Source organism: Agromyces sp. NPDC058126, assembly GCF_042884595.1.
Taxonomy (GTDB): Bacteria; Actinomycetota; Actinomycetes; order Actinomycetales; family Microbacteriaceae; genus Agromyces.
Window position 1 is genome coordinate 498,527 of the sequence record NZ_JBHVTS010000003.1, and the last position, 19,669, is coordinate 518,195.

The following is a 19,669-nucleotide window of genomic DNA, read 5'->3' on the forward strand; positions in this document are numbered from 1 at the left end:
CGGTCTCGACGGCGGCCTCGGGCGCGCCGACCGGCTCGCTCGCGTCGGTCTCGGGCGTGCCCAGGGGCTCGCTCGCGGGGTTGGGGGTCTCAGTCATCCGAGGCCTCGCTCTCGTGTTGTTCCGGCCGCGGTGCGGCTGGCGCCGCGGCGATGTCGTGAATGGCCCGGATGATGCGGGCCTGGTCGCCCGGATACCGGGCTCGGAGGTAGCTGTCGACCCGGGGCGCCACGCCCTCGGGCTCGTCGCTCGTGGCGGGGATCCAGCTGAGGGCGATGAGGCCCTCGGGCTCGACGCCGCGGTCGATCGCGTAGCTCGCGGTCTCGGCTCCGGCGACGCGGTCGGCGGGGATGAAGCTCACCGGTTCACCCGCGATGCGGAGGGCGACGCCCTCGGGCATCACCTCGATACGGCCGGCGCCTCGGAAGGCGAGGCCCTGGACGGCGAGCCGTTCGAGCGGTTCGCCGACGGGCGTCGTGGCGACGTAGAGCACCTCGGCCTCGAGCACCGCCTCCCCGCGAACGGCGGGCACGGGGTAGGCCGAGAGCACCGAGTCGCGCACCGCGCGTCGGCGCCACGAGCGCACCATGAGCCAGGCGATCACCGCGAGGACGGCGACGGCGACGAGCGCGCCGATCCACTTATCCATGCGCGCCCCCGTTCGCGGCGGCCGCGAATTCGGCGATCTCCTCGGCGGGACGCACGCGCCCGTCGAGGGCGGTCGGGTAGCCGGCGTGGAAGGTCGCGACGACCCGCCCCGGCAGGGTGCGGCCGAGGTAGGGCGAGTTGGTGCTGCGGCCGGCGAGCCGGTCGAGGTCGAACACCGCGGAGGCGTTCGGGTCGTAGAGCGTGAGCTCGGCGGCCGCGCCGGCGGCGATCGCCTCGCCCTGGCCGCGCAGGCGGCCGATCCTCGCGGGCGCCTGCGAGAGCACGCGGGCGACGTCGCTCCAGTCGAGCAGTCCGTTCTCGACCACGGCGGCGTGCACCACGGAGAGGGCGGACTCGAGCCCCACCATGCCGTTCGCCGCAGCATCCCACTCGCTCTCCTTCGCCTCGACCGGGTGCGGTGCGTGGTCGGTCGCGACGATGTCGATCGTGCCGTCGGCGAGCGCGGCGCGCAGCGCCAGCGTGTCCTCGGTGCGGCGCAGCGGCGGGTTGACCTTGAACCGCGGGTCGTAGCCCTTGATGAGGTCTTCGGTGAGCAGCAGGTGGTGCGGGGTGACCTCGGCCGTGACGTCGATGCCGCGGGCCTTCGCCCAGCGGATGACCTCGACCGAGCCGGCCGTCGAGACGTGGCAGACGTGCAGGCGGCTGCCGACGTGCTCGGCGAGCAGCACGTCGCGCGCGATGATCGACTCCTCGGCGACCGCGGGCCATCCGGCGAGGCCCAGTTCGCCCGAGAGCGCGCCCTCGTTCATCTGGGCGCCCTCGGTGAGGCGCGGCTCCTGCGCGTGCTGGGCGATGACGCCGTCGAAGGCCTTCACGTACTCGAGTGCACGGCGCATGAGCAGCGGGTCGGAGACGCAGAATCCGTCGTCGCTGAACACGCGCACGTTCGCCCGCGAACGGGCCATCGCGCCGAGTTCGGCGAGCTCGGAGCCCTTGAGGCCGACCGTGACGGCGCCGATGGGCTGCACGGTGGCGTAGCCGGCCGAGCGGCCGAGGCTCGCCTCCTGCTCGACGACGCCCGCGGTGTCGGCGACGGGGAAGGTGTTCGCCATCGCGAAGACCGCGGTGAACCCGCCGGCGGCGGCGGCCTGCGTGCCCGTGAGCACCGTCTCGCTCTGCTCGTAGCCGGGCTCGCGGAGGTGGGTGTGCAGATCGACGAGGCCGGGCAGGGCGATGAGCCCGTCGGCGTCGTGGACGGTCGCACCGGCCGGCCCGGAGATGCTGCCGATCTCGGCGATGACGCCCCCGTCGATCAGGATGTCTGCGCGCTCGCCGCTCGGGAGCGTCGCACCGGTGATGAGGTGACGCCCCGGCATCAGCTCTCACCCCGTTCGCCCGACAGCAGCATGTAGAGGGCGGCCATTCTCACTGATACTCCGTTCGCGACCTGTTCTCGCACCGTGGACCGCGGCGAATCCGCCGCACGGGCCGAGATCTCGAGCCCGCGGTTCATGGGCCCGGGGTGCATGACCATCGTAGTCGGGGGCAGCCGATCGAACCTGGCGTCGTCGAGGCCCCAGGTGCGCGCGTACTCGCGGCTGTTCGGGAAGAAGGCCGCGTGCATGCGCTCCGCCTGGATGCGGAGCATCATGACGACGTCGGGCGCGCCGGCGAGCGCCGCGTCGAGGTCGTAGCCGACCGCAGCGGGCCAGGCGCCCGTCGCGACCGGCACGAGCGTCGGCGGCGCGACGAGCTCGACCTCGGCGCCGAGGGTCGTGAGCAGCCACACGTTCGAGCGGGCGACCCTCGAATGCAGGATGTCGCCGACGATGACGACGTGCACCCCGTCGAGCCCGCGTCCGCGGGAGGATGCCCCGTGCAGGCGCCGGCGGATGGTGAACGCGTCGAGCAGCGCCTGCGTGGGGTGCTCGTGCGTGCCGTCGCCCGCGTTCACCACGCCGGCGTCGATCCAGCCGCTCGTCGCGAGCGTCAGCGGAGCGCCGGAGGCGTGGTGGCGGATGACGACGCCGTCGGCGCCCATCGCCTGCAGCGTCTGGGCCGTGTCCTTCAGGCTCTCGCCCTTCGAGACGCTCGAGCCCTTCGCGCTGAAGTTGATGACGTCGGCCGAGAGCCGCTTCGCGGCCGCCTCGAACGAGATGCGGGTGCGCGTCGAGTCCTCGAAGAAGAGGTTCACGACGGTCTTGCCGCGGAGCGTCGGGAGCTTCTTGACCTCGCGCTCCTGCACCGCGGCCATGTCCTCCGCGATGTCGAGCAACGCGATGGCCTCGTCGCGGCCGAGCTCGCGGGTGCCGAGGAGGTGCTTCATCGGACTCCCCCCTCGGACGGGACGTCTTCGATCGAGACGGCGTCGTCGCCGTCGACCTCCTCGAGGCGCACGTTGATGCGTTCGCGCGTCGAGCTCGGGAGGTTCTTGCCGACGAAGTCGGCACGGATCGGGAACTCGCGGTGACCGCGGTCGACGAGCACCGCGAGGCGAACGGCGCGGGCGCGTCCGAGGTCGGCGAGCGCGTCGAACGCGGCGCGGATGGTGCGTCCCGAGTACAGCACGTCGTCGACGAGCACGACGGTCTTGCCGTCGATGCCGCCCGGCGGCACCTCGGTCGGCGCGGGCGTCCGCAGACGGGTGTGCGCAAGGTCGTCGCGGTACATCGTGACGTCGAGCGATCCCGCGAGCACGACGGGGGCATCGGGTTCGATGCGGGCGATGGTCTCGGCGATCCGACGGGCGAGGATCACGCCACGCGTCGGGATGCCGAGGAGGACGAGATCGTCCGAACCGCGATTGGATTCGAGGATCTCGTGCGAGATGCGGGTCAACGCCCGCTGGATGTCAGCCTGACTGAGCACAGCACGTGCCATCAACCGACTCCCTTCTCCGCCTCACAGGACGGCCTTAAAGGTTGCCAACTCCGACGAGTCTATCAGCGCACCCGGGTCTCCCCGTCGTGGAGCGTCATGCGTCGTCGCCCCGCGGCGCTGGCGCACGGCGGGGTACCACCGGTACGGTTCGGGCATGCGCACGATCCCGTCCCGGCCGTGGGCCGTCGCCTCGGCGTTCGCCGCGACCGCGTGGGCGTTCTTCCTGCTGCCCCCGCAGCAGGCCGTCTGGTCGGGTGCCGGCAGCCCCTTCTGGCTGGCCGCACTCGACGACTCCCCCGTGTACGAGGGCCTCCGCGCCTGGCTCGTCGCCGCGGGCGCGAGCGACTTCTACCTCGTGTTCGGCGCGGCGGCCTCGCTGTCGTTCCTACTCATCTGGTTCGCCACCGGCCCGGCATTCGCCCGCTTCGGGTGGAGCGGACGCGTGCTCGGCTGGATCATCCTCGCCGGGGCACCGATCACCGTGCTCTCGTACGCGAACCATCCGGTCGGCGCCCCGCTGCACTGGCTCTGGGGCGCCGAGGGCGTCACCCTCCTCGCGATCGGAGTCTGGGCGCTGGTCGTCGCCATCCTGGCACCGCGCGACGGGAGCGTGCCGGTCTGGGAGCGCCTGCTGCTCGTGGTCACCCTGCCGGTGATCGTCGGATCGACCGTGCTGCTCACGTACTGGCCGCACGGAAGCCTCGTCGGGCTCGGTCTCATGGCCGTCGCCTTCGCGGCGTGGGGTCGTCGCACCGACGAGCGCGGCTGACACGACGGATGCCCCGGGGCCGACGTGCGAGCGACGTCGGCCCCGGGGCATCCGCAGATCTCAACGGCGGCCGATCGGGCGGGTGAGCGCCTTGGCCGCGATGACCAGGGCGGCGGCGACCAGCACGACGTCTTTGAGGATGTACTGCGCGGTCAGGGTCGGGCCCGCGCTCGTGAAGAGCTCGCCGGTGAAGAACACGAGGGGCGAGAAGATGCCGACGAACGTGCCGGCGAGGGCGAGGAGGCCGATGCGCAGCAGGAAGCCGGTGATGAACGCGAGGCCGACGAACACCTCGAGCGAGGCGGTGATCGCCATCGCGGCGTAGCCGTCGACGAAGCCGAACGAGAGCGCGTTCCAGGTGCGCACGACGAGGTCCTCGACGGGGCTTGCGCCCGGGAGGAACTTCAGCGCACCGAACACGAGGAAGACGAGGCCGAGCGAGACGCGGAGCGCCGGGACGCCGATGCGGGCGAGGAAGCGCTGGACGACGGCCTGCGCGGAGTTCGCACGATCGAGGACGGAGTCGAGACCCGTCGCGGTCGAGACGCGTCCGGTGCCGAGAGCGGTGGTGGACATGGTGATGCCTTTCTGACGGTGTGATGTGGGAGTGGCAGCCGGATGCGGCAGCACATCCATCTCATCGGCGCGACGCACCCCGGTCGCCATGGCATCCGCTGATTCCCGCTCGTGGTCTCCCCCGAACGCGCCCTCAGGGCAATGGAGGCCGAACCCCCCGAGTGCGGGGTGCGCGGCCGCCGCACCGCGTGATGCAATGGCGGCATGGCCGACGTGATGATCGCGGTGACGCCGTTCCACGGGCACGTCGCGCCGATGGCGGTCGTGGCGGCGGCGTTCGTCGCCGCCGGGCACCGGGTGCGCGTCTACACGGGGGCGGCGCACGCCGCGGCGTTCGAGGCCGAGGGCGCCGAGGTCGTGCGCTGGCGCGAGGCCCCCGACTTCGACGAGCACGACCTCGCAGCGACCTTCCCCGAGCTCGGCTCAGGCACCGGCCTCGGCCAGCTCATGCGCAACATCGAGCAGCTGTTCATCCGCACCGGCGCCGCCCAGTGCCGCGACTTGGTCGAGGCATACGGCATCCGTCCCTGGGACGTGCTCGTCGCAGAGTCGACGAGTCTCGGCGCCGCGTTCGCGGCCGATCGCACCGCGACGCCGTGGGTGACGGTCTGTCTCACCCCGCTCACGCTCCTCGACCCCGGCACGCCCCCGCCCGGATTCGGCATCCCCCCGGCGCAGGGGCCGCTCGGGAGAATCCGCGACCGGGTGCTGATCGGCGCGCTGCGCGCGATCACGCGCCGGCTCCAGCGCGCGCACGAGGAGGAGCGCGCGCTCGCCGGCCTCCCGCCCGACGGGCGCACCTTCGACGAGGCGTGCTACTCCCCCGGGCTCGTCTGCGCGAGCGGCGTCGCAGAGCTCGACGTGCCGCGGCCCGACACCGGCCGGGTGCGGTACGTGGGTGCGCTGAGCGCGGCGTCGCCGGAGGCCTCGACGGCGGGCCGCGCACGGCAGCTCCCCGAGTGGTGGCCCGAGCTGCTCGCCCACGACCGCCCCGTCGTGCACGTCACCCAGGGAACCCAGCACCTCGAGCCGCGCGACCTCGTCGCCCCGAGCTTCGCCGCGCTCGGCAGGCAGGCGCTGCTCCTGGTCGCGACGACGGGCCGCACCGACCAGGACCGGTTCCCGTTCCCGGCTCCGCCGAACGCCCGGATCGCCGGCTTCGTGCCGCACGCCGAGCTGCTGCCGCACGTCGACCTCATGATCACGAACGGCGGTTGGGGCGGAGTCCTCGCCGCGCTCTCCGCGGGCGTGCCGCTCGTCGTCGCCGGCGGTGACGCCGACAAGCCCGAAGCCGCGGCGCGCGTCGCCCGTTCGGGCGCCGGGATCGACCTCCGCACCGGCCGTCCGTCGCCTCGTGCGCTGCTGCGCGCGTACCGCAGGGTCGAGGGCGACCCCGCCTACCGGGCGAACGCCGAACGCCTCGCCCGACGCCTGCGCGCCCACGACGGGCCTCGCGAGGTCGTCCACCTCACCACGGCGCACATGACGAACGCGGCCGATCCCGGGTGAGCGGGATCGACCGCGTTCGGTCGAGATTCGGCGCCGATCAGGCCTTCGCGTGCGAGATCGCGGCGAGCAGGCCGTTCACGAAGCCGGCCGAGTCATCGGTCGACAGCACGGTCGCCGCCTCGACGGCCTCGGAGATCGCGACCGGGTCGGGCACCTCGTCGTTGTAGACGATCTCCCAGACGCCGATGCGCAGCAGCGCGCGGTCGACCGCGGGCATCCGCTCGAGCGTCCACCCGCGGGAGTTCGTCTCGATGAGCTCGTCGATCTCGGCGCGGTGGTCGACGATGCCGTCGACGATCTCTCGCGCGTACAGCCACGACGCGGCCCGCTCGGGCTCGTTCGCGGCCTTCTGCGCCTCGACGACGAGCATCTGCTCGACCGGCACCTGGCGCATGTCGGCCGAGTACAGCATGTCGAGCGCGCGCTTGCGCGCCTTGGTACGGGCGCTCACTAGTCGTTCACGCGGCCGAGGTAGTCGCCCGTGCGGGTGTCGACCTTGACCTTGGTGCCCGTCTCGAGGAAGAGCGGAACCTGGATCTCGTAGCCGGTCTCGACGGTGGCGGGCTTGGTGCCGCCGGTCGAGCGGTCGCCCTGGAGGCCCGGCTCGGTGTAGGTGATCTCGAGCACGACCGATGCCGGGAGGTCGATGTACAGCGGGTTGCCGTTGTTCAGGGCGATGGTGACGGCCTGGTTCTCGAGCATGAAGTTCGCGGCGTCGCCGACGACGGTCGACGAGACGGTGATCTGGTCGTAGTCGGTCGCGTCCATGAACACGAAGCCCTCGCCGTCGTTGTACAGGTACGTGAAGTCGCGGCGATCGACATTCTCGATCTCGATCTTCGCGCCCGCGTTGTACGTGCGGTCGACGGTCTTGCCGCTGACGACGTTCTTCAGCTTGGTGCGCACGAACGCACCGCCCTTGCCGGGCTTGACGTGCTGGAACTCGATGACGCTCCAGAGCTGGCCGTCGATCGAGAGGACGACGCCATTCTTGATGTCAGCGGTGCTTGCCATGCGAATACGATCCATTCAGTTGCGAAGAGGCTCGGCCGGAATCGGCCCGAGAAAGTTCAGTCGATCGAGTGTAGTCGCTGCGCTGCGGGCGCGCCAATGCGCCCCGGATGCCTCCCGCTCGCGCCGCACGCGATGCCCTAGCCTGTCGTGGTGATCGACACCCCTCGCCCCGGACCCCGCCCGACCGTCTCGACCGAGGGCCCGCAGCGTCAGCTCGACCAGCGGGCGACTCCCGAACTCTGGGGCCGCCTCGTGGCGAGCGTGTTCGCCCTCGACGGGGTCGTCGAGGGGCACAGCCAGGTCTCGCCGAAGTCGTCCCGCGCGGTGTTCCTCGAGGGTCTCGACGTGGCGCGCGCGGCCGAGACCTCGCTGTTCCCCGACGGCCGTCTCGAACCCGTGCACCTGCACGGCGTCGACGACACGAGCGTGCACCTCGTGCTGCCCGCCGAGCGCGGCGCGCGCCTGACGGAGCTCGGCTGGGCCGAGCCGCATCAGTACGAGGACTTCGGCACCGAGTTCATGGTCTACGGACCTCGCGACGGGGCCGAGCTCGAGGTCGTCGTGTCGATCGTCGAGGAGAGCCTGGCGTACGCCCGCGGTGACTGAGACGCGGCGCGCCCGGGTTCAGCCCTCGGCGTGCCCGGTGATGACGTCGAGGAGCAGCCGGACCGCGGTCTCGTAGCCCGCGACGCCCTCGCCCACCACGTGCACCACCGCGACGTCCGCGACATAGGAGTGGTGGCGGAACGACTCCCGCTGCGAGACATCCGAGATGTGGACCTCGGCGACCGGGAGATCGACGCCCGCCAGGGCGTCGCGCAGCACGACCGAGGTGTGCGTCAGCCCGCCCGGGTTGATGACGATGCCCACGCAGTCGAGCCGCGCCGCGTGGATCGCGTCGAGGAGCACGCCCTCGTGGTTCGACTGCACGGCCCGCACGTCGAAGCCGCGCGCGGACGCGGCATCCGCGACGAGGCGCTCGACGTCGGCGAGCGTCTGGGAGCCGTAGATCTCGGGCTCGCGGGTGCCGAGCAGGTTGAGGTTCGGGCCGTTGACGAGCAGCAGCCGGCGCTCGGTCACGAGCCGATCTCCTGGTAGGCGGCGAAGAGCAGCGACTGGTCGGGCGCCTGCATGACCGTCGGCTTCGCGAGATCGTCGAGCACGATGAACCGCAGCTGGCCCGCACGCGACTTCTTGTCGCGCTGCATGGTCGCGAGGAGGGTGTTCCAGCGTCCCGCCGGGTAGCTCGTCGGCAGGCTCAGCAGGTCGAGGACGCGGCGGTGCCGGTCGGCGACCTCGTCGGACAGCCTCCCGGAGAGTCGGCCGAGCTCGGCCGCGAACATCATGCCGACCGCGACGGCCGCGCCGTGCCGCCACTGGTAGCGCTCGGCGTGCTCGACCGCGTGGCCGAGGGTGTGCCCGTAGTTGAGGATCTCGCGGAGCCCCTGCTCGGTGAGGTCCTCGGAGACCACGTCGGCCTTCATCTGGATCGCGAGCTCGACGACGCGGCGGAACTCGGGCGTCGTCGGGTCGGTCGCGACCTCGGGGTCGGCCTCGATGATGTCGAGGATCTCGGGGTAGCGGATGAACCCGGCCTTCACGATCTCGGCGAACCCGGCGAGGATCTCGTTCTTCGGCAGCGTGTCGAGCAGGTCGAGGTCGCAGAGCACCGCGGCCGGCGGGTGGAAGGCGCCGACGAGGTTCTTGCCCTCGTTCGTGTTGATGCCGGTCTTGCCGCCGACCGCGGCGTCGACCATGCCGAGCACCGTCGTCGGCACCTGCACGACCCGAACGCCCCGCAGCCACGTCGCGGCCACGAAGCCCGCGAGGTCGGTGATCGCTCCCCCGCCGAAGCCGACGATGGCGTCGCTCCGCGTGAAATCGGCCTGGCCGAGCACCTGCCAGCAGAACGCGGCGACCTCGATGCGCTTGCCGGCCTCGGCATCGGGCACCTCGGCGAGCAGCACCTCGAAGCGGTCGGAGAGCGCCTCGCGGAGGTCGGCCGCACGGGCGCCGAGCGTCGCCGGGTGCACGACCAGCACCTTCTTCACGCCGCTGCCCAGTGCGTCGCCGAGCTCGGCGAGGACGCCGCGCCCCACGACCACGTCGTAGCCCGACTCGCCGCCGACCCGGATCGCCGTGCGCTCGTCGCCTGCCGTCATCGTTCTCCTCCGAAGCGCTCGGTGATGTCGTCGACGATCCGCCCGACCGAGCGCCGGGAGGTGTCGATGGTGAGGTCGGCGACCGCCGCGTACAGCGGACGCCGGGCCTCGAGGATGGCCGACCAGCGGTCGAGCCCGCCCTCGGCGATGAGCGGCCGGTTGCCGCCGGCGAGCCGCGGCGCGACCGCCTCGCGGGAGACCTGCAGCCACACGACGGGGAGCCGGCCGAGATCGTCGCGGGTGTCGTCGTGCAGTACGGCGCCGCCGCCGAGGGAGACGACGGCCTCCTCGCGGAGCGCCTCGGCGACCACCTCGCGTTCGATCACGCGGAAGTACTCCTCGCCCTCACGGGCGAAGATCTCGTCGATGGCGCCGTAGCGCTCGGCGATCCGGGCATCGGTGTCGATGAACGGCGCCCCGGCCGCGGCGGCGAGCCGCTGCCCGACCCGCGACTTTCCGGCCCCCATCGGGCCGACGAGCACGATGGGGAGCCCGAGGCGGGGCTGATCAGACACGGGCGTCGGCCGCGCCCGGAGCCCCGGCGGTGCGGAGCGTCTCGGGGATCGCGGCGAGGTACGACTCGAGGTTGCGGCGCGTCTCGTCGACCGAGTCGCCGCCGAACTTCTCGAGCACGGCGTTCGCGAGGGTGAGCGCGACCATCGCCTCGGCGACGACCCCGGCGGCGGGCACCGCGCACACGTCGGAACGCTGGTGGTGGGCGGGCGCGGGCTCGCCGGTCGCGACGTCGATCGTCGGCAGGGCGTGCGGCACGGTCGCGATGGGCTTCATGCCGGCCCGCACGCGCAGCACGGTGCCGGTCGACATGCCGCCCTCGGTGCCGCCGGCCCGGTCGCTGCCGCGCGCGATGCGGCCGTCGACGGGGTGCAGCTCGTCGTGCGCCTCCGAGCCTCGGCGGCGGGTGGTCTCGAAGCCGTCGCCGACCTCGACGCCCTTGATCGCCTGGATGCCCATGAGTGCGGCAGCCAGCTGCGCGTCGAGGCGGCGATCCCAGTGCACGTGCGAGCCGAGCCCGGGCGGCAGCCCGTAGGCGAGCACCTCGACCACGCCGCCGAGGGTGTCGCCCGACTTGTGGGCGTCGTCGACCTCGGCCACCATGCGGGCGGAGGTCTCGGCGTCGAAGCAGCGCAGCGGATCGGCGTCGACCGCGTCGACGTCGGAGGGCAGCGGCAGCGCGGCGCCCTCGGGAACCCGCACCGGGCCGATCGAGAGAGTGTGCGCGATGGTCTGGATGCCGAGCTCGGCGAGGAACGACTTCGCGATCGCGCCGAGCGCGACCCGGGCGGCCGTCTCGCGGGCGCTCGCCCGCTCGAGCACGGGGCGCGCCTCGTCGAAGCCGTACTTCTGCATGCCCACGAGGTCGGCGTGGCCGGGGCGGGGCCGGGTGAGCGGCGCACCGCGCCCGCGCCCGAGGCGCTCGGCGTCGATCGGCTCGGGGCTCATGACCTCCTGCCACTTCGGCCACTCGGTGTTGCCGACGCGCAGCGCGACCGGGCTGCCGAGGCTGAGGCCGTGGCGCACGCCGCCCGAGATTGCCAGCTCGTCCTGTTCGAACTTCATGCGCGCGCCACGGCCGTAGCCGAGCTTGCGGCGCGCCAGATCGGCGCGGATCGAATCGAGCGAGACGGGAATACCGGCGGGAAGACCCTCGAGGATCGCGACGAGCTCAGGGCCGTGCGACTCTCCGGCAGTGAGCCAACGGAGCATGACTCCTATCCTTCCACAGCGTCAGGCGACCGACTCGCGCATGACGGCGAGCACGTCATGCTCGTCGGGCAACTCTGCGAACGGATCGCCGTTCACGAAGATGCGGATCTGCAGGAGCGCCTGGTGCAGCAGCATGCCGAGGCCGTGCACGACCGTGCCATCGGCCTCGAGCCAGGAGTGCGCGAGCGCGCTCGGCCACGGGTCGTACGCGACGTCGAGGAGGGCGGCTCCAGCGACGAGCGAGGGCGAGGGCGTCACCCCGAGATCGGTGCCGCCGGGCACGGTGCTGATGACGAGCTCGGTGTCGGCCGAGTCTCCCCGACCTGCGGTCGCGTCGGCGAGCGAGGCGATCGGATGCTCCGCGACCACGAGTCCGGCACGGCGGCCGAGCTGTTCGAGCTCGGCGGCGGCGCCCGGCCGGCGCACGAGCACCCGCACCTCCTCGGCGCCGAGTTCGGCCATCGCGACGAGCGCCGATGCGGCCGTCGCACCCCCACCGATGAGCAGCCCCCGGCGGATCGCGGTGACGCCGAACTCCTGCAGCGTGCGCACGATGCCGCCGACGTCGGTGTTGAAGCCGAGTCGGCGCCCGCCGTCGAGGAGCACCGTGTTCGCGGCGCCGGTGAGCGCGGCGAGCTCGTCGACCTCGTCGAGCAGGGGCAGCACGTCCTGCTTGAGCGGCATCGTGAGCGAAAGACCCCGCCACGCGACATCCAGCTCGTCGAGGAACGCCGGGAGGCGCTCGCCGGTCATCTCGATCGCCGAATACGCCCAGTCGAGGCCGAGCCGCGCGTAGGCTGCGCGATGCAGCGACGGACTCTTCGAGTGCGCGATGGGCGAGCCGAGCACGGCGAGGCGGGCGCTCAGGCCCTCCCCGGTCGTCGCCGCCGGCCGATCAGCCATACTCGGGGTGCTCCTCCATCCAGGCGAGCCACTTCTCGACCGCGGCGTCGTGCTCCTCGACCGTCGACGAGAAGATCGTCTCGCCCGTGTCGAGGTTCCATGTCACGAAGAACAGCCACGGACCGTCGGCAGGGTGCACCGCCGCGTCGATCGCGAGGTCGCCCGGGTTCGAGATCGGACCGACCGGCAGCCCCGGGTGCACGTAGGTGTTGTACTTGTTCGCCGGGTCGGCGCGCTCCTCGTCGGTCGTCGTCACGAGGTGCGTGTTGCCGGTGCCGTAGGCGACGGTCGCGTCGGACTGCAGCAGCCCGCTCTCCCATTTCGCCGGGTCGAGCCGGTTGAGGAACACGCGGGACACCTTGTAGAAGTCGTCCTTGAGGCCCGCCTCGCGCTGCACGAGCGCGGCGAGCACGATGGTCTTCCATCGGTCCGCCGGTGCGACGCCGGCCTCGTCGAGCGCCTGGAACTGGCGGTCGACGAGCGTCTGCAGCACCGCATGCGCGTCGAGGTTCGGGTCGAGGGTGTACGTCGCCGGGAACAGGAAGCCCTCGAGGTTCGCCGCCTCGGCGGGGAGCCCGTAGTTCGCGGGCGGCTCGGCCGCCGCGGCCTGCAGCTCCTCGAGCGGGATTCCCGTGCCCTCGGAGATGCGCGGCAGCGCATCGACGGTCGCGGTGCCCTCGGGGATGACGAAGGTGTTCTCGAGTTTCTTCGCCGGGTCGAGCAGCGCGTCGAGCGCGGCCTGCGCGCTCATCTGCTCGGCCAACTGGTAGGCGCCCGGGAAGAACACGGGCGAGGGGTCGGCTTCGGCGACGGCCTCGAGGAAGGCGTCGGTGGAGGCGACGACATCCTCGTCGACGAGGTTCGACGCGATCGACTCGCCCGTGTCGCCCTCGTGGATCATGAACACGAGCTCGCCCGTGCCCGTGCCCTCGTAGTCGGCCGCCGGCTGGAAACGCTCGATCACCGCGTTGATCGGCCCTTGGAGGAAGAAGAACGCGCCGACGCCGAGCGCCGCGACGACCAGCAGTCCGATGAGGCAGCCCCACGCGCCGCGACGGCGCGGCTTCTCGTCGGGGTGGTGATCGTAGGGGTCGGATGCCGCGGCCCGGCGTTCGGCGCGAGAGGGCTTGCGCCGCACGGGTTCGGGGTCGTCGACCATCGGGTCGACCGACTGGTGCGGATCGCCGAGGAGGTCGGCGAACGGCGACGCCGAGACGGCCGGCGCGGGTGCCGGTGCCGCCGGGGCGACGTCGGGACGCGGCACGACGGGCGGCGCCTCGCCCGCGAGGTGGGCGTCGAAGGCTGAACGCGGTTGAGCGGGCGCAGCGGGCTGTGCGTCTCGGGACGGCTCGGCGAGCGACGGCGGCGCCGTCTGCGGCCGGCGCAGCTGCAGCTGCGGCGCGGTCGTCGGCGCGGTCGTCCCATGGGCCGGGGCGGCCGGTTGCGGTTGCGGTGCCGTGCCGGCCGCGGCCGCAGCAGCCGCGCTCTCGGCCTCGGCCAACGCGGCAGCGCGCTGCTCGGCCTCGCGGATCTCGCGCCGCGTCATCGGCTGCGCCGGGGCTGGGGTCGGCCCGGTCGCCGGGGTGCTCACCGCGCCGGTCGCCGGGGTGCTCACCGCGCCGGTCGCCGGGGTGCTCACGGCGCCCGTCGTCGGCGCGTCGCCGCCGAGCATCGCTCGCCAATCGGCGGCGAGGGCGTCGGCGTCGGGGTGCTCTGGGGGGAGCTGGGTCACAGGGGTGGGAGCCCTTCGTCGAGGTCGAGGACGCGGCCGGGAGCGTGGCCTGCGGCCCGCTCGGCGTCGATCGCGTGTTGCAGAATGATAACGGCTGCGACTTGGTCGACGATGGGACGCTGCTTCCTCGACGACTTCCCGCTCGCCCGCAGCGCCTGCTGGGCGCTCACCGTCGAGAGCCGTTCGTCGACGAGGCGCACCGGCAGTCCCCCGCCGGCGCGCCCGAGCCGCTCCGCGAACCCGAGTGCATCGTCGGTCGACGGGGTCGACCCGCCCGAGAGCGAGAGCGGCAGCCCGACGACGAACTCGATCGCCTCGTACTCAGCGGCCAGCTCGACGATGCGCCGCAGGTCCGCGTCGCCGTCGTTCGCACGCGCGACGGTCTCGATCGGCACGGCGAGCAGAGCGCCCGCGTCGCACCGCGAGACCCCGATGCGCGCGCGGCCGACATCGATGCCGAGTCTCGCTCCGGAGCGCATGACGCGACTACCCGCCGAGGCCGCGACGTACGGCCTCGAGCGCGGCGGGGATCGCCGCCGCATCGGTGCCGCCACCCTGGGCGAGGTCGGGCTTGCCGCCGCCACCGCCGCCGAGCACGCCGGCCGCGGCCTTCGCGAGCGCTCCCGCGTTCGCGCCGTGGTCGCGCGCGGCCGGAGAGGTCGCGACGATCGCGAGGGGCTTGCCGCCGACCTCGGCCGCGAGCGCAACGACGTTCGCCGCGTCGCCCAGCTGGCCGCGGACCGCGAGGGCGAGCGAACGCAGCTCGTCGCCGGAGCCGAGGCTTCCGACCGACTCGGCCACGAGCAGCACCTCGCCGACCCGTCCGGCCTTCGCCGCGAGCGCCGGCACCCGGTCGTTCAGGGCCTTCGCCTCGAACGCCTGGATCTTCTTCTCGGCCGACTTGAGGTTCGCGACGAGTTCGCCGACGCGGTCGACGAGCTGCTCGGGACGGGTCTTCAGCGACGAGGTGAGCTCGTTCACGAGCGCGCGCTCGGCCGCGAAGCGCCGGAACGCCTCGAGGCCGACGAGCGACTCGACACGGCGGTTCGAGGCACCCACCGACGACTCGCCGACGATGTTGATCATGCCGATCTCGGCGCTCGTCGACACGTGCGTGCCGGCGCAGAGCTCGCGCGACCAGGGGCCACCGATGTCGACGACGCGCACGACGTCGCCGTACTTCTCGCCGAACAGCGCCATCGCACCGAGCGACTTGGCCTCGTCGAGCGGCATCTCGCGCGTGACGACCTGGAGGTTGTCGCGGACGGCGGCGTTCGAGATCTCCTCGAGCTCGCTGCGGGTCTCGGGCGAGAGCGCGGAGTTCCACCCGTAGTCGAGGCGCAGGTAGCCGGCCTTGTTGAACGAGCCCGACTGGTGTGCGTTCGGGCCGAGCACCTGGCGGAGCGCGGCGTGCACGATGTGCGTGCCCGAGTGAGCCTGGGTCGCGCCGCGACGGTAGTCCTCGTCGACGAGGCTGGTCGCGCGTTCGCCGACGCCGACCTCGCCCGAGACGACCTTGACGGTGTGGCTGATGAGACCCTTGACCGGCTTCTGCACGTCGAGCACCTCGAGCTCGAAGCCGTCGCCGACGATGCGTCCCTGATCGGGCGCCTGCCCGCCCGACTCGGCGTAGAGCGCGGTCTCGGCGAGGATGACCTCGGCGGTCTGCCCGGCGACGGCCCGCTGCGCGGGTCGGCCGTCGACGAGGAGGCCAAGCACGCTCGACTCGGTGGCGAGCTCGGAGTAGCCCGTGAAGACGGTCTCGCCCTTGGCGCGGAAGTCCGCGTACACCGAGAGGTCGGCGAGCACCTTCTTCTTCGACTTCGCATCGGCCTTCGCGCGGGTGCGCTGCGCCGTCATGAGCTCGTCGAAGGCGACGCGGTCGACCGCCAGGCCGGCCTCCTCGGCCATCTCGAGCGTGAGCTCGATGGGGAAGCCGTAGGTGTCGTGCAGCAGGAACGCGGTGTCGCCGGCGAGCTCCGCGTGCCCGGCGTCCTTCGTCTTCGCCACCGCGAGGTCGAGGATCGAAGTGCCGGACGACAGCGTGCGGAGGAAGGTCTCCTCCTCGCCGAGCGCGAGCTGCTCGATGTGGGCGTAGTCGCGCGCGACCTCGGGGTAGGCCGCCTTCATCGCGTCGCGCGACGCCGCGAACAGCTCGCGGAAGGTCGGGCCCTCGACGCCGAGCAGGCGCATCGCGCGGATGCTGCGGCGGAGCAGTCGACGCAGGATGTACCCGCGGCCCTCGTTCGACGGGCTCACCCCGTCGCTCATGAGCATGAGCGCGGAGCGGATGTGGTCGGCGATGACGCGCATGCGCACGTCGTCCTCGTGGTCGGCGCCGTAGCGACGACCCGAGAGCTCGGACGCACGGTCGAGCACCGGCCGGACCTGGTCGATCTCGTACATGTTGTCGACGCCCTGCTTGAGGAACGCGACGCGCTCGAGCCCCATGCCGGTGTCGATGTTCTTCTTCGGCAGCTCCTTCACGACGGTGAAGTCAGTCTTCGACGTCACGTCCGTGATGAGGTACTGCATGAACACGAGGTTCCAGATCTCGACGTAGCGGTCGTCATCGGTCGCGGGACCGCCGTCGATGCCGTACGCCGGGCCGCGGTCGAAGAAGATCTCGGAGCAGGGGCCCGCCGGGCCGGGCTGCCCGGTGTGCCAGTAGTTCGTCTCCTTGCCGAGCCGCTGGATGCGCTCGTCGGGCAGGCCCGCGACGCGCTTCCAGATCTCGATCGCCTCGTCGTCGTCCTCGTAGACGGTGACCCAGAGGTCGTCGGGCGAGAAGCCGTAGCCACCGGCCGACTCGGCCGAGGTGAGCAGCTCCCACGCCATCGAGATGGCGCCCTCCTTGAAGTAGTCGCCGAAGGAGAAGTTGCCGTTCATCTGGAAGAACGTGCCGTGGCGCGGCGTCTTGCCGACCTCTTCGATGTCGTTGGTGCGGATGCACTTCTGCACGCTGGTCGCGCGGGGGTACGGCGCCGGGACGATGCCCGTGAGGTACGGCACGAACGGCACCATGCCGGCCACGGTGAAGAGCAGCGTCGGGTCGTCGGAGACGAGCGAGGCCGAAGGGACGACGGTGTGACCGCGCGCGGCGAAGAAGTCGAGCCAACGCTGGCGGATGTCGGCAGTCTGCATGGTTCCGTTCTGGGATCGAGCCCGCGTGTCGGGCCGGAGGGAAGGGTGGGGCTCAGCGATGGGCCGCGGCGTCGCCGTCGGCGCGGAGCTCGGCGTCGCGGGCGTGGTAGCCCTCGGCGATGGCGTTGCCGAACTCGCGGGCCTTCGCGTCGATCGACGAGAAGAAGTCGCGACCCTGCTTGGTCTGGTTGACCTGGTGCGCGACCACGAATCCGGCCGCGACGCCGACGGTGAACCACAGAATGCTCTTCACGGGTGCTCCCTCTTCGATCTCTCGCCGGCGCAGTGGCGCTCGGCACGCCTCGAATCAGTCTAGTGGCGCGCGGGCGACCGTCGCCCGGAGACGCAACAGGGGCCGCGGGAAACCCCGCGACCCCTGTTCGAGACGACTCGCGTCAGCGAGCGGCGTAGTACTCGACGACGAGCTGCACGTCGCAGGTCACGGGGACCTCGGCGCGCTTCGGGCGACGCACGAGACGCGCCTGGAGCTTGTCGAGCTCGACCTCGAGGTAGCCCGGAACCTTGGGGAGCACGTCGACGTGACCACCGGCGGCGGCGACCTGGAACGGCTCGGTGCCCTCGCTGCGCGACTTGACGTGCACGAGCTGGCCCGGCTTCACGCGGAACGAGGGGCGGTCGACGAGCTGGCCGTCGACGAGGATGTGACGGTGCACGACGAACTGGCGGGCCTGCGTGATGGTGCGGGCGAAGCCGGCACGGAGCACGAGGGCGTCGAGACGCATCTCGAGCAGCTCGACGAGGTTCTCACCGGTCTGGCCGGCGGTGCGCTTGGCCTCGACGTAGGCGATCTTCAGCTGCTTCTCGCGGATGCCGTACTGGGCGCGGAGACGCTGCTTCTCGCGCAGACGCACGGCGTAGTCGCTGTCCTGCTTGCGCTTGGTGCGGCCGTGCTCACCGGGAGCGTAGGGGCGCTTCTCCATGTAGCGGGCAGCCTTCGGGGTGAGGGCGACGCCGAGCGCACGGGAGAGGCGGGTCTTGCTGCGTGACTGGTTCGACACGAATGTCCTTTCGGAAGAATCTCAAGTGAATCGCCGGCGCGTTCGTGCGCCGGAAATCTGTGTCAGAGGGATTCGCCAAGGGTGGATCGGCTACAGATCGCACCCGTTCGCCGGTGACCCTCTCGCAGCCGCGCTCGAGGATCTGGCTTCAGGCCAGCGACCATGGTATCACGAGGCGCGTGCGCGCTCAGCGCCCGCCCCGCACGATCCGGCGCAGCTTCGCGAGCCGCGCAGAGACCTCGCGCTCGTTGCCGTGCTCGGTCGGCTCGTAGTAGACGGCGCCGCGCAGGGTGTCGGGCAGGTACTCCTGGGCGACGACGCCGATCGCGTCGTCGTGCGGGTAGCGGTAGCCCTTGCCGTGGCCGAGCCGCTTCGCACCGGGGTAGTGCGCGTCCCGGAGGTGCTTCGGCACGCGCCCCGCCTTGCCGGCGCGCACGTCGGCGATGGCCTTGTCGATGCCGACGTACGCCGCGTTCGACTTCGGCGCGGTGGCCAGGTGCACGACCGCCTGCGCGAGCGGGATGCGCCCCTCGGGCATGCCGATGAACTGCACCGCGTCGGCGGCGGCGACCGCGACGCCGAGCGCCTGCGGGTCGGCGAGGCCGATGTCCTCCGAGGCGAGCACGATGATGCGACGGGCGATGAACCGCGCGTCCTCGCCGGCCTCGATCATGCGGGCGAGGTAGTGCAGGGCGGCGTCGACGTCGCTGCCGCGCACCGACTTGATGAACGCGCTGATGACGTCGTAGTGCTCGTCGCCGTTGCGGTCGTACCGCAGCAGTGCGCGGTCGACGGCGCGCGCCACGATGTCGGCGGTGATGCGGGGCGGCTCGGATGCCTCGCCGCCGTCGCCGGCCGCCGGCTCCCCCGGCTCGGCGTCGTCGGATTCGCCGTCGCCGTCGGTCGCCGCTGCCGACTCCGTCGGATCGGCGCCTGCGGCGGGCATCGCCGCGGCCGAGACCGCTGCGGCCTCGAGCGCGGTCAGCGCGCGCCGCGCGTCGCCGGAGGCGAGGCGCACGATCGCCGCGCGCGCCTCGGGTTCGAGCGCCACCTTACCGGCGAGCCCGCGGGCGTCGGTCACGGCACGGTCGACGAGGAGGCCGAGGTCGTCGTCGCTCAGCAGCTCGAGCGTGAGCAGCAGGGAGCGCGACAGCAGCGGCGAGATCACCGAGAACGACGGGTTCTCGGTGGTCGCGGCGACGAGGATGACCCAGCCGTTCTCGACCCCGGGCAGCAGCGCGTCCTGCTGGGCCTTCGTGAACCGGTGGATCTCGTCGAGGAACAGCACCGTCGACAGCCCGTACAGGTCGCGGCTGGCCCGGGCCTCCTCCATCACCTGACGCACATCGCGGACGCCGGCGGTCACTGCGGAGAGCTCGACGAACTTGCGGCCCGAGGAACGGGCGATCGCCTGCGCCAGCGTCGTCTTGCCCGTGCCGGGCGGCCCCCAGAGGATCACCGAGACGGACCCCGACTCGCCCGATCGGTCGCCCGCGAGCGCGACGAGCGGCGAGCCCGGTGTCAGCAGATGGCGCTGCCCGGCGACCTCGTCGAGGCTCGTCGGGCGCATGCGCACCGCGAGCGGCGTCGCGCCTGAGCGCAGCCCCGGACCGGATTCGACCATGGATT

21 protein-coding genes are annotated in these 19,669 nt (G+C 72.1%); 3 read left to right on the top strand and 18 right to left on the bottom strand.

Translation table 11 applies throughout. The features are described 5' to 3' along the window. Positions 1-89: 89 nt before the first annotated feature. From ACFVTR_RS11370 to pyrR, 4 genes are read right to left on the bottom strand one after another with little or no spacing between them, the layout of a single operon-like run. Positions 90-647 carry a hypothetical protein gene (locus tag ACFVTR_RS11370; RefSeq protein WP_387037354.1) on the bottom strand — a complete coding sequence of 186 codons (558 nt, stop codon included), beginning with the start codon at positions 645-647 and terminating at the stop codon, positions 90-92. Continuing rightward, positions 640-1,983: a dihydroorotase gene (locus tag ACFVTR_RS11375; RefSeq protein ID WP_387037356.1), complete on the bottom strand. Its 1,344-nt coding sequence runs from the start codon at positions 1,981-1,983 to the stop codon at positions 640-642. The genes ACFVTR_RS11370 and ACFVTR_RS11375 overlap by 8 nt, the downstream gene beginning before the upstream one ends. After that, complete coding sequence (locus ACFVTR_RS11380; protein WP_387037358.1) at positions 1,983-2,933, bottom strand: aspartate carbamoyltransferase catalytic subunit; 951 nt, start codon at positions 2,931-2,933, stop codon at positions 1,983-1,985. Before ACFVTR_RS11380 ends, ACFVTR_RS11375 begins: the two co-directional genes overlap by 1 nt. After that, entirely contained in the window at positions 2,930-3,490 is a 561-nt protein-coding gene (pyrR, locus tag ACFVTR_RS11385; protein WP_387037360.1) for a bifunctional pyr operon transcriptional regulator/uracil phosphoribosyltransferase PyrR, read from the bottom strand. The genes ACFVTR_RS11380 and pyrR overlap by 4 nt, the downstream gene beginning before the upstream one ends. Before the next feature lie 151 nt (positions 3,491-3,641). Here pyrR and ACFVTR_RS11390 point away from each other — a divergent pair, with 151 nt between their 5' ends. Then, the gene (locus ACFVTR_RS11390; RefSeq protein WP_387037361.1) at positions 3,642-4,256 is read left to right on the top strand and encodes a hypothetical protein; all 615 of its coding nucleotides are present in this window, start codon (positions 3,642-3,644) and stop codon (positions 4,254-4,256) included. Between the two features lie 60 nt (positions 4,257-4,316). Here ACFVTR_RS11390 and ACFVTR_RS11395 read toward each other — a convergent pair whose 3' ends face one another. After that, positions 4,317-4,832: a DoxX family membrane protein gene (locus ACFVTR_RS11395; protein ID WP_387037363.1), complete on the bottom strand. Its 516-nt coding sequence runs from the start codon at positions 4,830-4,832 to the stop codon at positions 4,317-4,319. 204 nt (positions 4,833-5,036) lie between these two features. On the opposite strand from ACFVTR_RS11395, the gene ACFVTR_RS11400 reads away from it, so the two are divergent. Then, positions 5,037-6,341 carry a glycosyltransferase gene (locus ACFVTR_RS11400; RefSeq protein WP_387037365.1) on the top strand — a complete coding sequence of 435 codons (1,305 nt, stop codon included), beginning with the start codon at positions 5,037-5,039 and terminating at the stop codon, positions 6,339-6,341. Positions 6,342-6,378: 37 nt separating this feature from the next. Here ACFVTR_RS11400 and nusB read toward each other — a convergent pair whose 3' ends face one another. After that, the gene (gene nusB / locus ACFVTR_RS11405) at positions 6,379-6,792 is read right to left on the bottom strand and encodes a transcription antitermination factor NusB (protein WP_022887995.1); all 414 of its coding nucleotides are present in this window, start codon (positions 6,790-6,792) and stop codon (positions 6,379-6,381) included. Then, complete coding sequence (gene efp / locus ACFVTR_RS11410; protein ID WP_376945464.1) at positions 6,792-7,355, bottom strand: elongation factor P; 564 nt, start codon at positions 7,353-7,355, stop codon at positions 6,792-6,794. Before efp ends, nusB begins: the two co-directional genes overlap by 1 nt. A gap of 150 nt (positions 7,356-7,505) precedes the next feature. Between efp and ACFVTR_RS11415 the strand changes: the two genes are divergently transcribed. Continuing rightward, positions 7,506-7,961: a luciferase family protein gene (locus ACFVTR_RS11415; protein ID WP_387037367.1), complete on the top strand. Its 456-nt coding sequence runs from the start codon at positions 7,506-7,508 to the stop codon at positions 7,959-7,961. 18 nt (positions 7,962-7,979) lie between these two features. On the opposite strand, the gene aroQ is transcribed toward ACFVTR_RS11415, so the two are convergent. The 11 genes from aroQ to ACFVTR_RS11470 form a co-directional block, all read right to left on the bottom strand. Then, the gene (gene aroQ, locus ACFVTR_RS11420) at positions 7,980-8,435 is read right to left on the bottom strand and encodes a type II 3-dehydroquinate dehydratase (protein ID WP_387037369.1); all 456 of its coding nucleotides are present in this window, start codon (positions 8,433-8,435) and stop codon (positions 7,980-7,982) included. Beyond that, positions 8,432-9,517 carry a 3-dehydroquinate synthase gene (aroB, locus tag ACFVTR_RS11425; protein ID WP_387037371.1) on the bottom strand — a complete coding sequence of 362 codons (1,086 nt, stop codon included), beginning with the start codon at positions 9,515-9,517 and terminating at the stop codon, positions 8,432-8,434. The genes aroQ and aroB overlap by 4 nt, the downstream gene beginning before the upstream one ends. Further along, positions 9,514-10,032 carry a shikimate kinase gene (locus tag ACFVTR_RS11430; RefSeq protein ID WP_387037373.1) on the bottom strand — a complete coding sequence of 173 codons (519 nt, stop codon included), beginning with the start codon at positions 10,030-10,032 and terminating at the stop codon, positions 9,514-9,516. The genes aroB and ACFVTR_RS11430 overlap by 4 nt, the downstream gene beginning before the upstream one ends. Then, on the bottom strand, positions 10,025-11,242 hold the full coding sequence (gene aroC, locus ACFVTR_RS11435) for a chorismate synthase (protein ID WP_387037375.1): 1,218 nt from the start codon (positions 11,240-11,242) through the stop codon (positions 10,025-10,027). Before aroC ends, ACFVTR_RS11430 begins: the two co-directional genes overlap by 8 nt. Before the next feature lie 21 nt (positions 11,243-11,263). After that, entirely contained in the window at positions 11,264-12,145 is an 882-nt protein-coding gene (locus ACFVTR_RS11440; protein WP_387037377.1) for a shikimate dehydrogenase, read from the bottom strand. Next, complete coding sequence (gene mltG, locus ACFVTR_RS11445) at positions 12,138-13,877, bottom strand: endolytic transglycosylase MltG (protein ID WP_387037379.1); 1,740 nt, start codon at positions 13,875-13,877, stop codon at positions 12,138-12,140. Before mltG ends, ACFVTR_RS11440 begins: the two co-directional genes overlap by 8 nt. Continuing rightward, on the bottom strand, positions 13,874-14,356 hold the full coding sequence (ruvX, locus tag ACFVTR_RS11450; protein WP_387037381.1) for a Holliday junction resolvase RuvX: 483 nt from the start codon (positions 14,354-14,356) through the stop codon (positions 13,874-13,876). The genes mltG and ruvX overlap by 4 nt, the downstream gene beginning before the upstream one ends. A gap of 7 nt (positions 14,357-14,363) precedes the next feature. Next, positions 14,364-17,021 carry an alanine--tRNA ligase gene (alaS, locus tag ACFVTR_RS11455; protein ID WP_387037383.1) on the bottom strand — a complete coding sequence of 886 codons (2,658 nt, stop codon included), beginning with the start codon at positions 17,019-17,021 and terminating at the stop codon, positions 14,364-14,366. Positions 17,022-17,073: 52 nt separating this feature from the next. Beyond that, positions 17,074-17,274 carry a hypothetical protein gene (locus tag ACFVTR_RS11460; RefSeq protein WP_376945484.1) on the bottom strand — a complete coding sequence of 67 codons (201 nt, stop codon included), beginning with the start codon at positions 17,272-17,274 and terminating at the stop codon, positions 17,074-17,076. Positions 17,275-17,416: 142 nt separating this feature from the next. Beyond that, a complete protein-coding gene (rpsD, locus tag ACFVTR_RS11465; RefSeq protein WP_022887983.1) occupies positions 17,417-18,040 on the bottom strand; it encodes a 30S ribosomal protein S4 in 624 nt (207 codons plus the stop codon). 187 nt (positions 18,041-18,227) lie between these two features. Next, positions 18,228-19,664 (bottom strand): replication-associated recombination protein A, encoded by a 1,437-nt coding sequence (locus ACFVTR_RS11470; RefSeq protein WP_387037385.1) that lies wholly within the window; start codon positions 19,662-19,664, stop codon positions 18,228-18,230. Positions 19,665-19,669 lie beyond the last annotated feature (5 nt).

Excerpts from the sequence above, each read along its gene's own strand:
- ruvX (WP_387037381.1), bottom strand. The coding sequence starts at position 14,356 with ATGCGCTCCGGAGCGAGACTCGGCATCGATGTCGGCCGCGCGCGCATC.
- ACFVTR_RS11380 (WP_387037358.1), bottom strand. The coding sequence starts at position 2,933 with ATGAAGCACCTCCTCGGCACCCGCGAGCTCGGCCGCGACGAGGCCATC.
- efp (WP_376945464.1), bottom strand. The coding sequence starts at position 7,355 with ATGGCAAGCACCGCTGACATCAAGAATGGCGTCGTCCTCTCGATCGAC.
- aroC (WP_387037375.1), bottom strand. The coding sequence starts at position 11,242 with ATGCTCCGTTGGCTCACTGCCGGAGAGTCGCACGGCCCTGAGCTCGTC.
- aroB (WP_387037371.1), bottom strand. The coding sequence starts at position 9,517 with ATGACGGCAGGCGACGAGCGCACGGCGATCCGGGTCGGCGGCGAGTCG.
- ACFVTR_RS11470 (WP_387037385.1), bottom strand. The coding sequence starts at position 19,664 with ATGGTCGAATCCGGTCCGGGGCTGCGCTCAGGCGCGACGCCGCTCGCG.
- ACFVTR_RS11390 (WP_387037361.1), top strand. The coding sequence starts at position 3,642 with ATGCGCACGATCCCGTCCCGGCCGTGGGCCGTCGCCTCGGCGTTCGCC.
- ACFVTR_RS11400 (WP_387037365.1), top strand. The coding sequence starts at position 5,037 with ATGGCCGACGTGATGATCGCGGTGACGCCGTTCCACGGGCACGTCGCG.
- ACFVTR_RS11375 (WP_387037356.1), bottom strand. The coding sequence starts at position 1,983 with ATGCCGGGGCGTCACCTCATCACCGGTGCGACGCTCCCGAGCGGCGAG.
- ACFVTR_RS11370 (WP_387037354.1), bottom strand. The coding sequence starts at position 647 with ATGGATAAGTGGATCGGCGCGCTCGTCGCCGTCGCCGTCCTCGCGGTG.
- ACFVTR_RS11440 (WP_387037377.1), bottom strand. The coding sequence starts at position 12,145 with ATGGCTGATCGGCCGGCGGCGACGACCGGGGAGGGCCTGAGCGCCCGC.
- alaS (WP_387037383.1), bottom strand. The coding sequence starts at position 17,021 with ATGCAGACTGCCGACATCCGCCAGCGTTGGCTCGACTTCTTCGCCGCG.
- ACFVTR_RS11395 (WP_387037363.1), bottom strand. The coding sequence starts at position 4,832 with ATGTCCACCACCGCTCTCGGCACCGGACGCGTCTCGACCGCGACGGGT.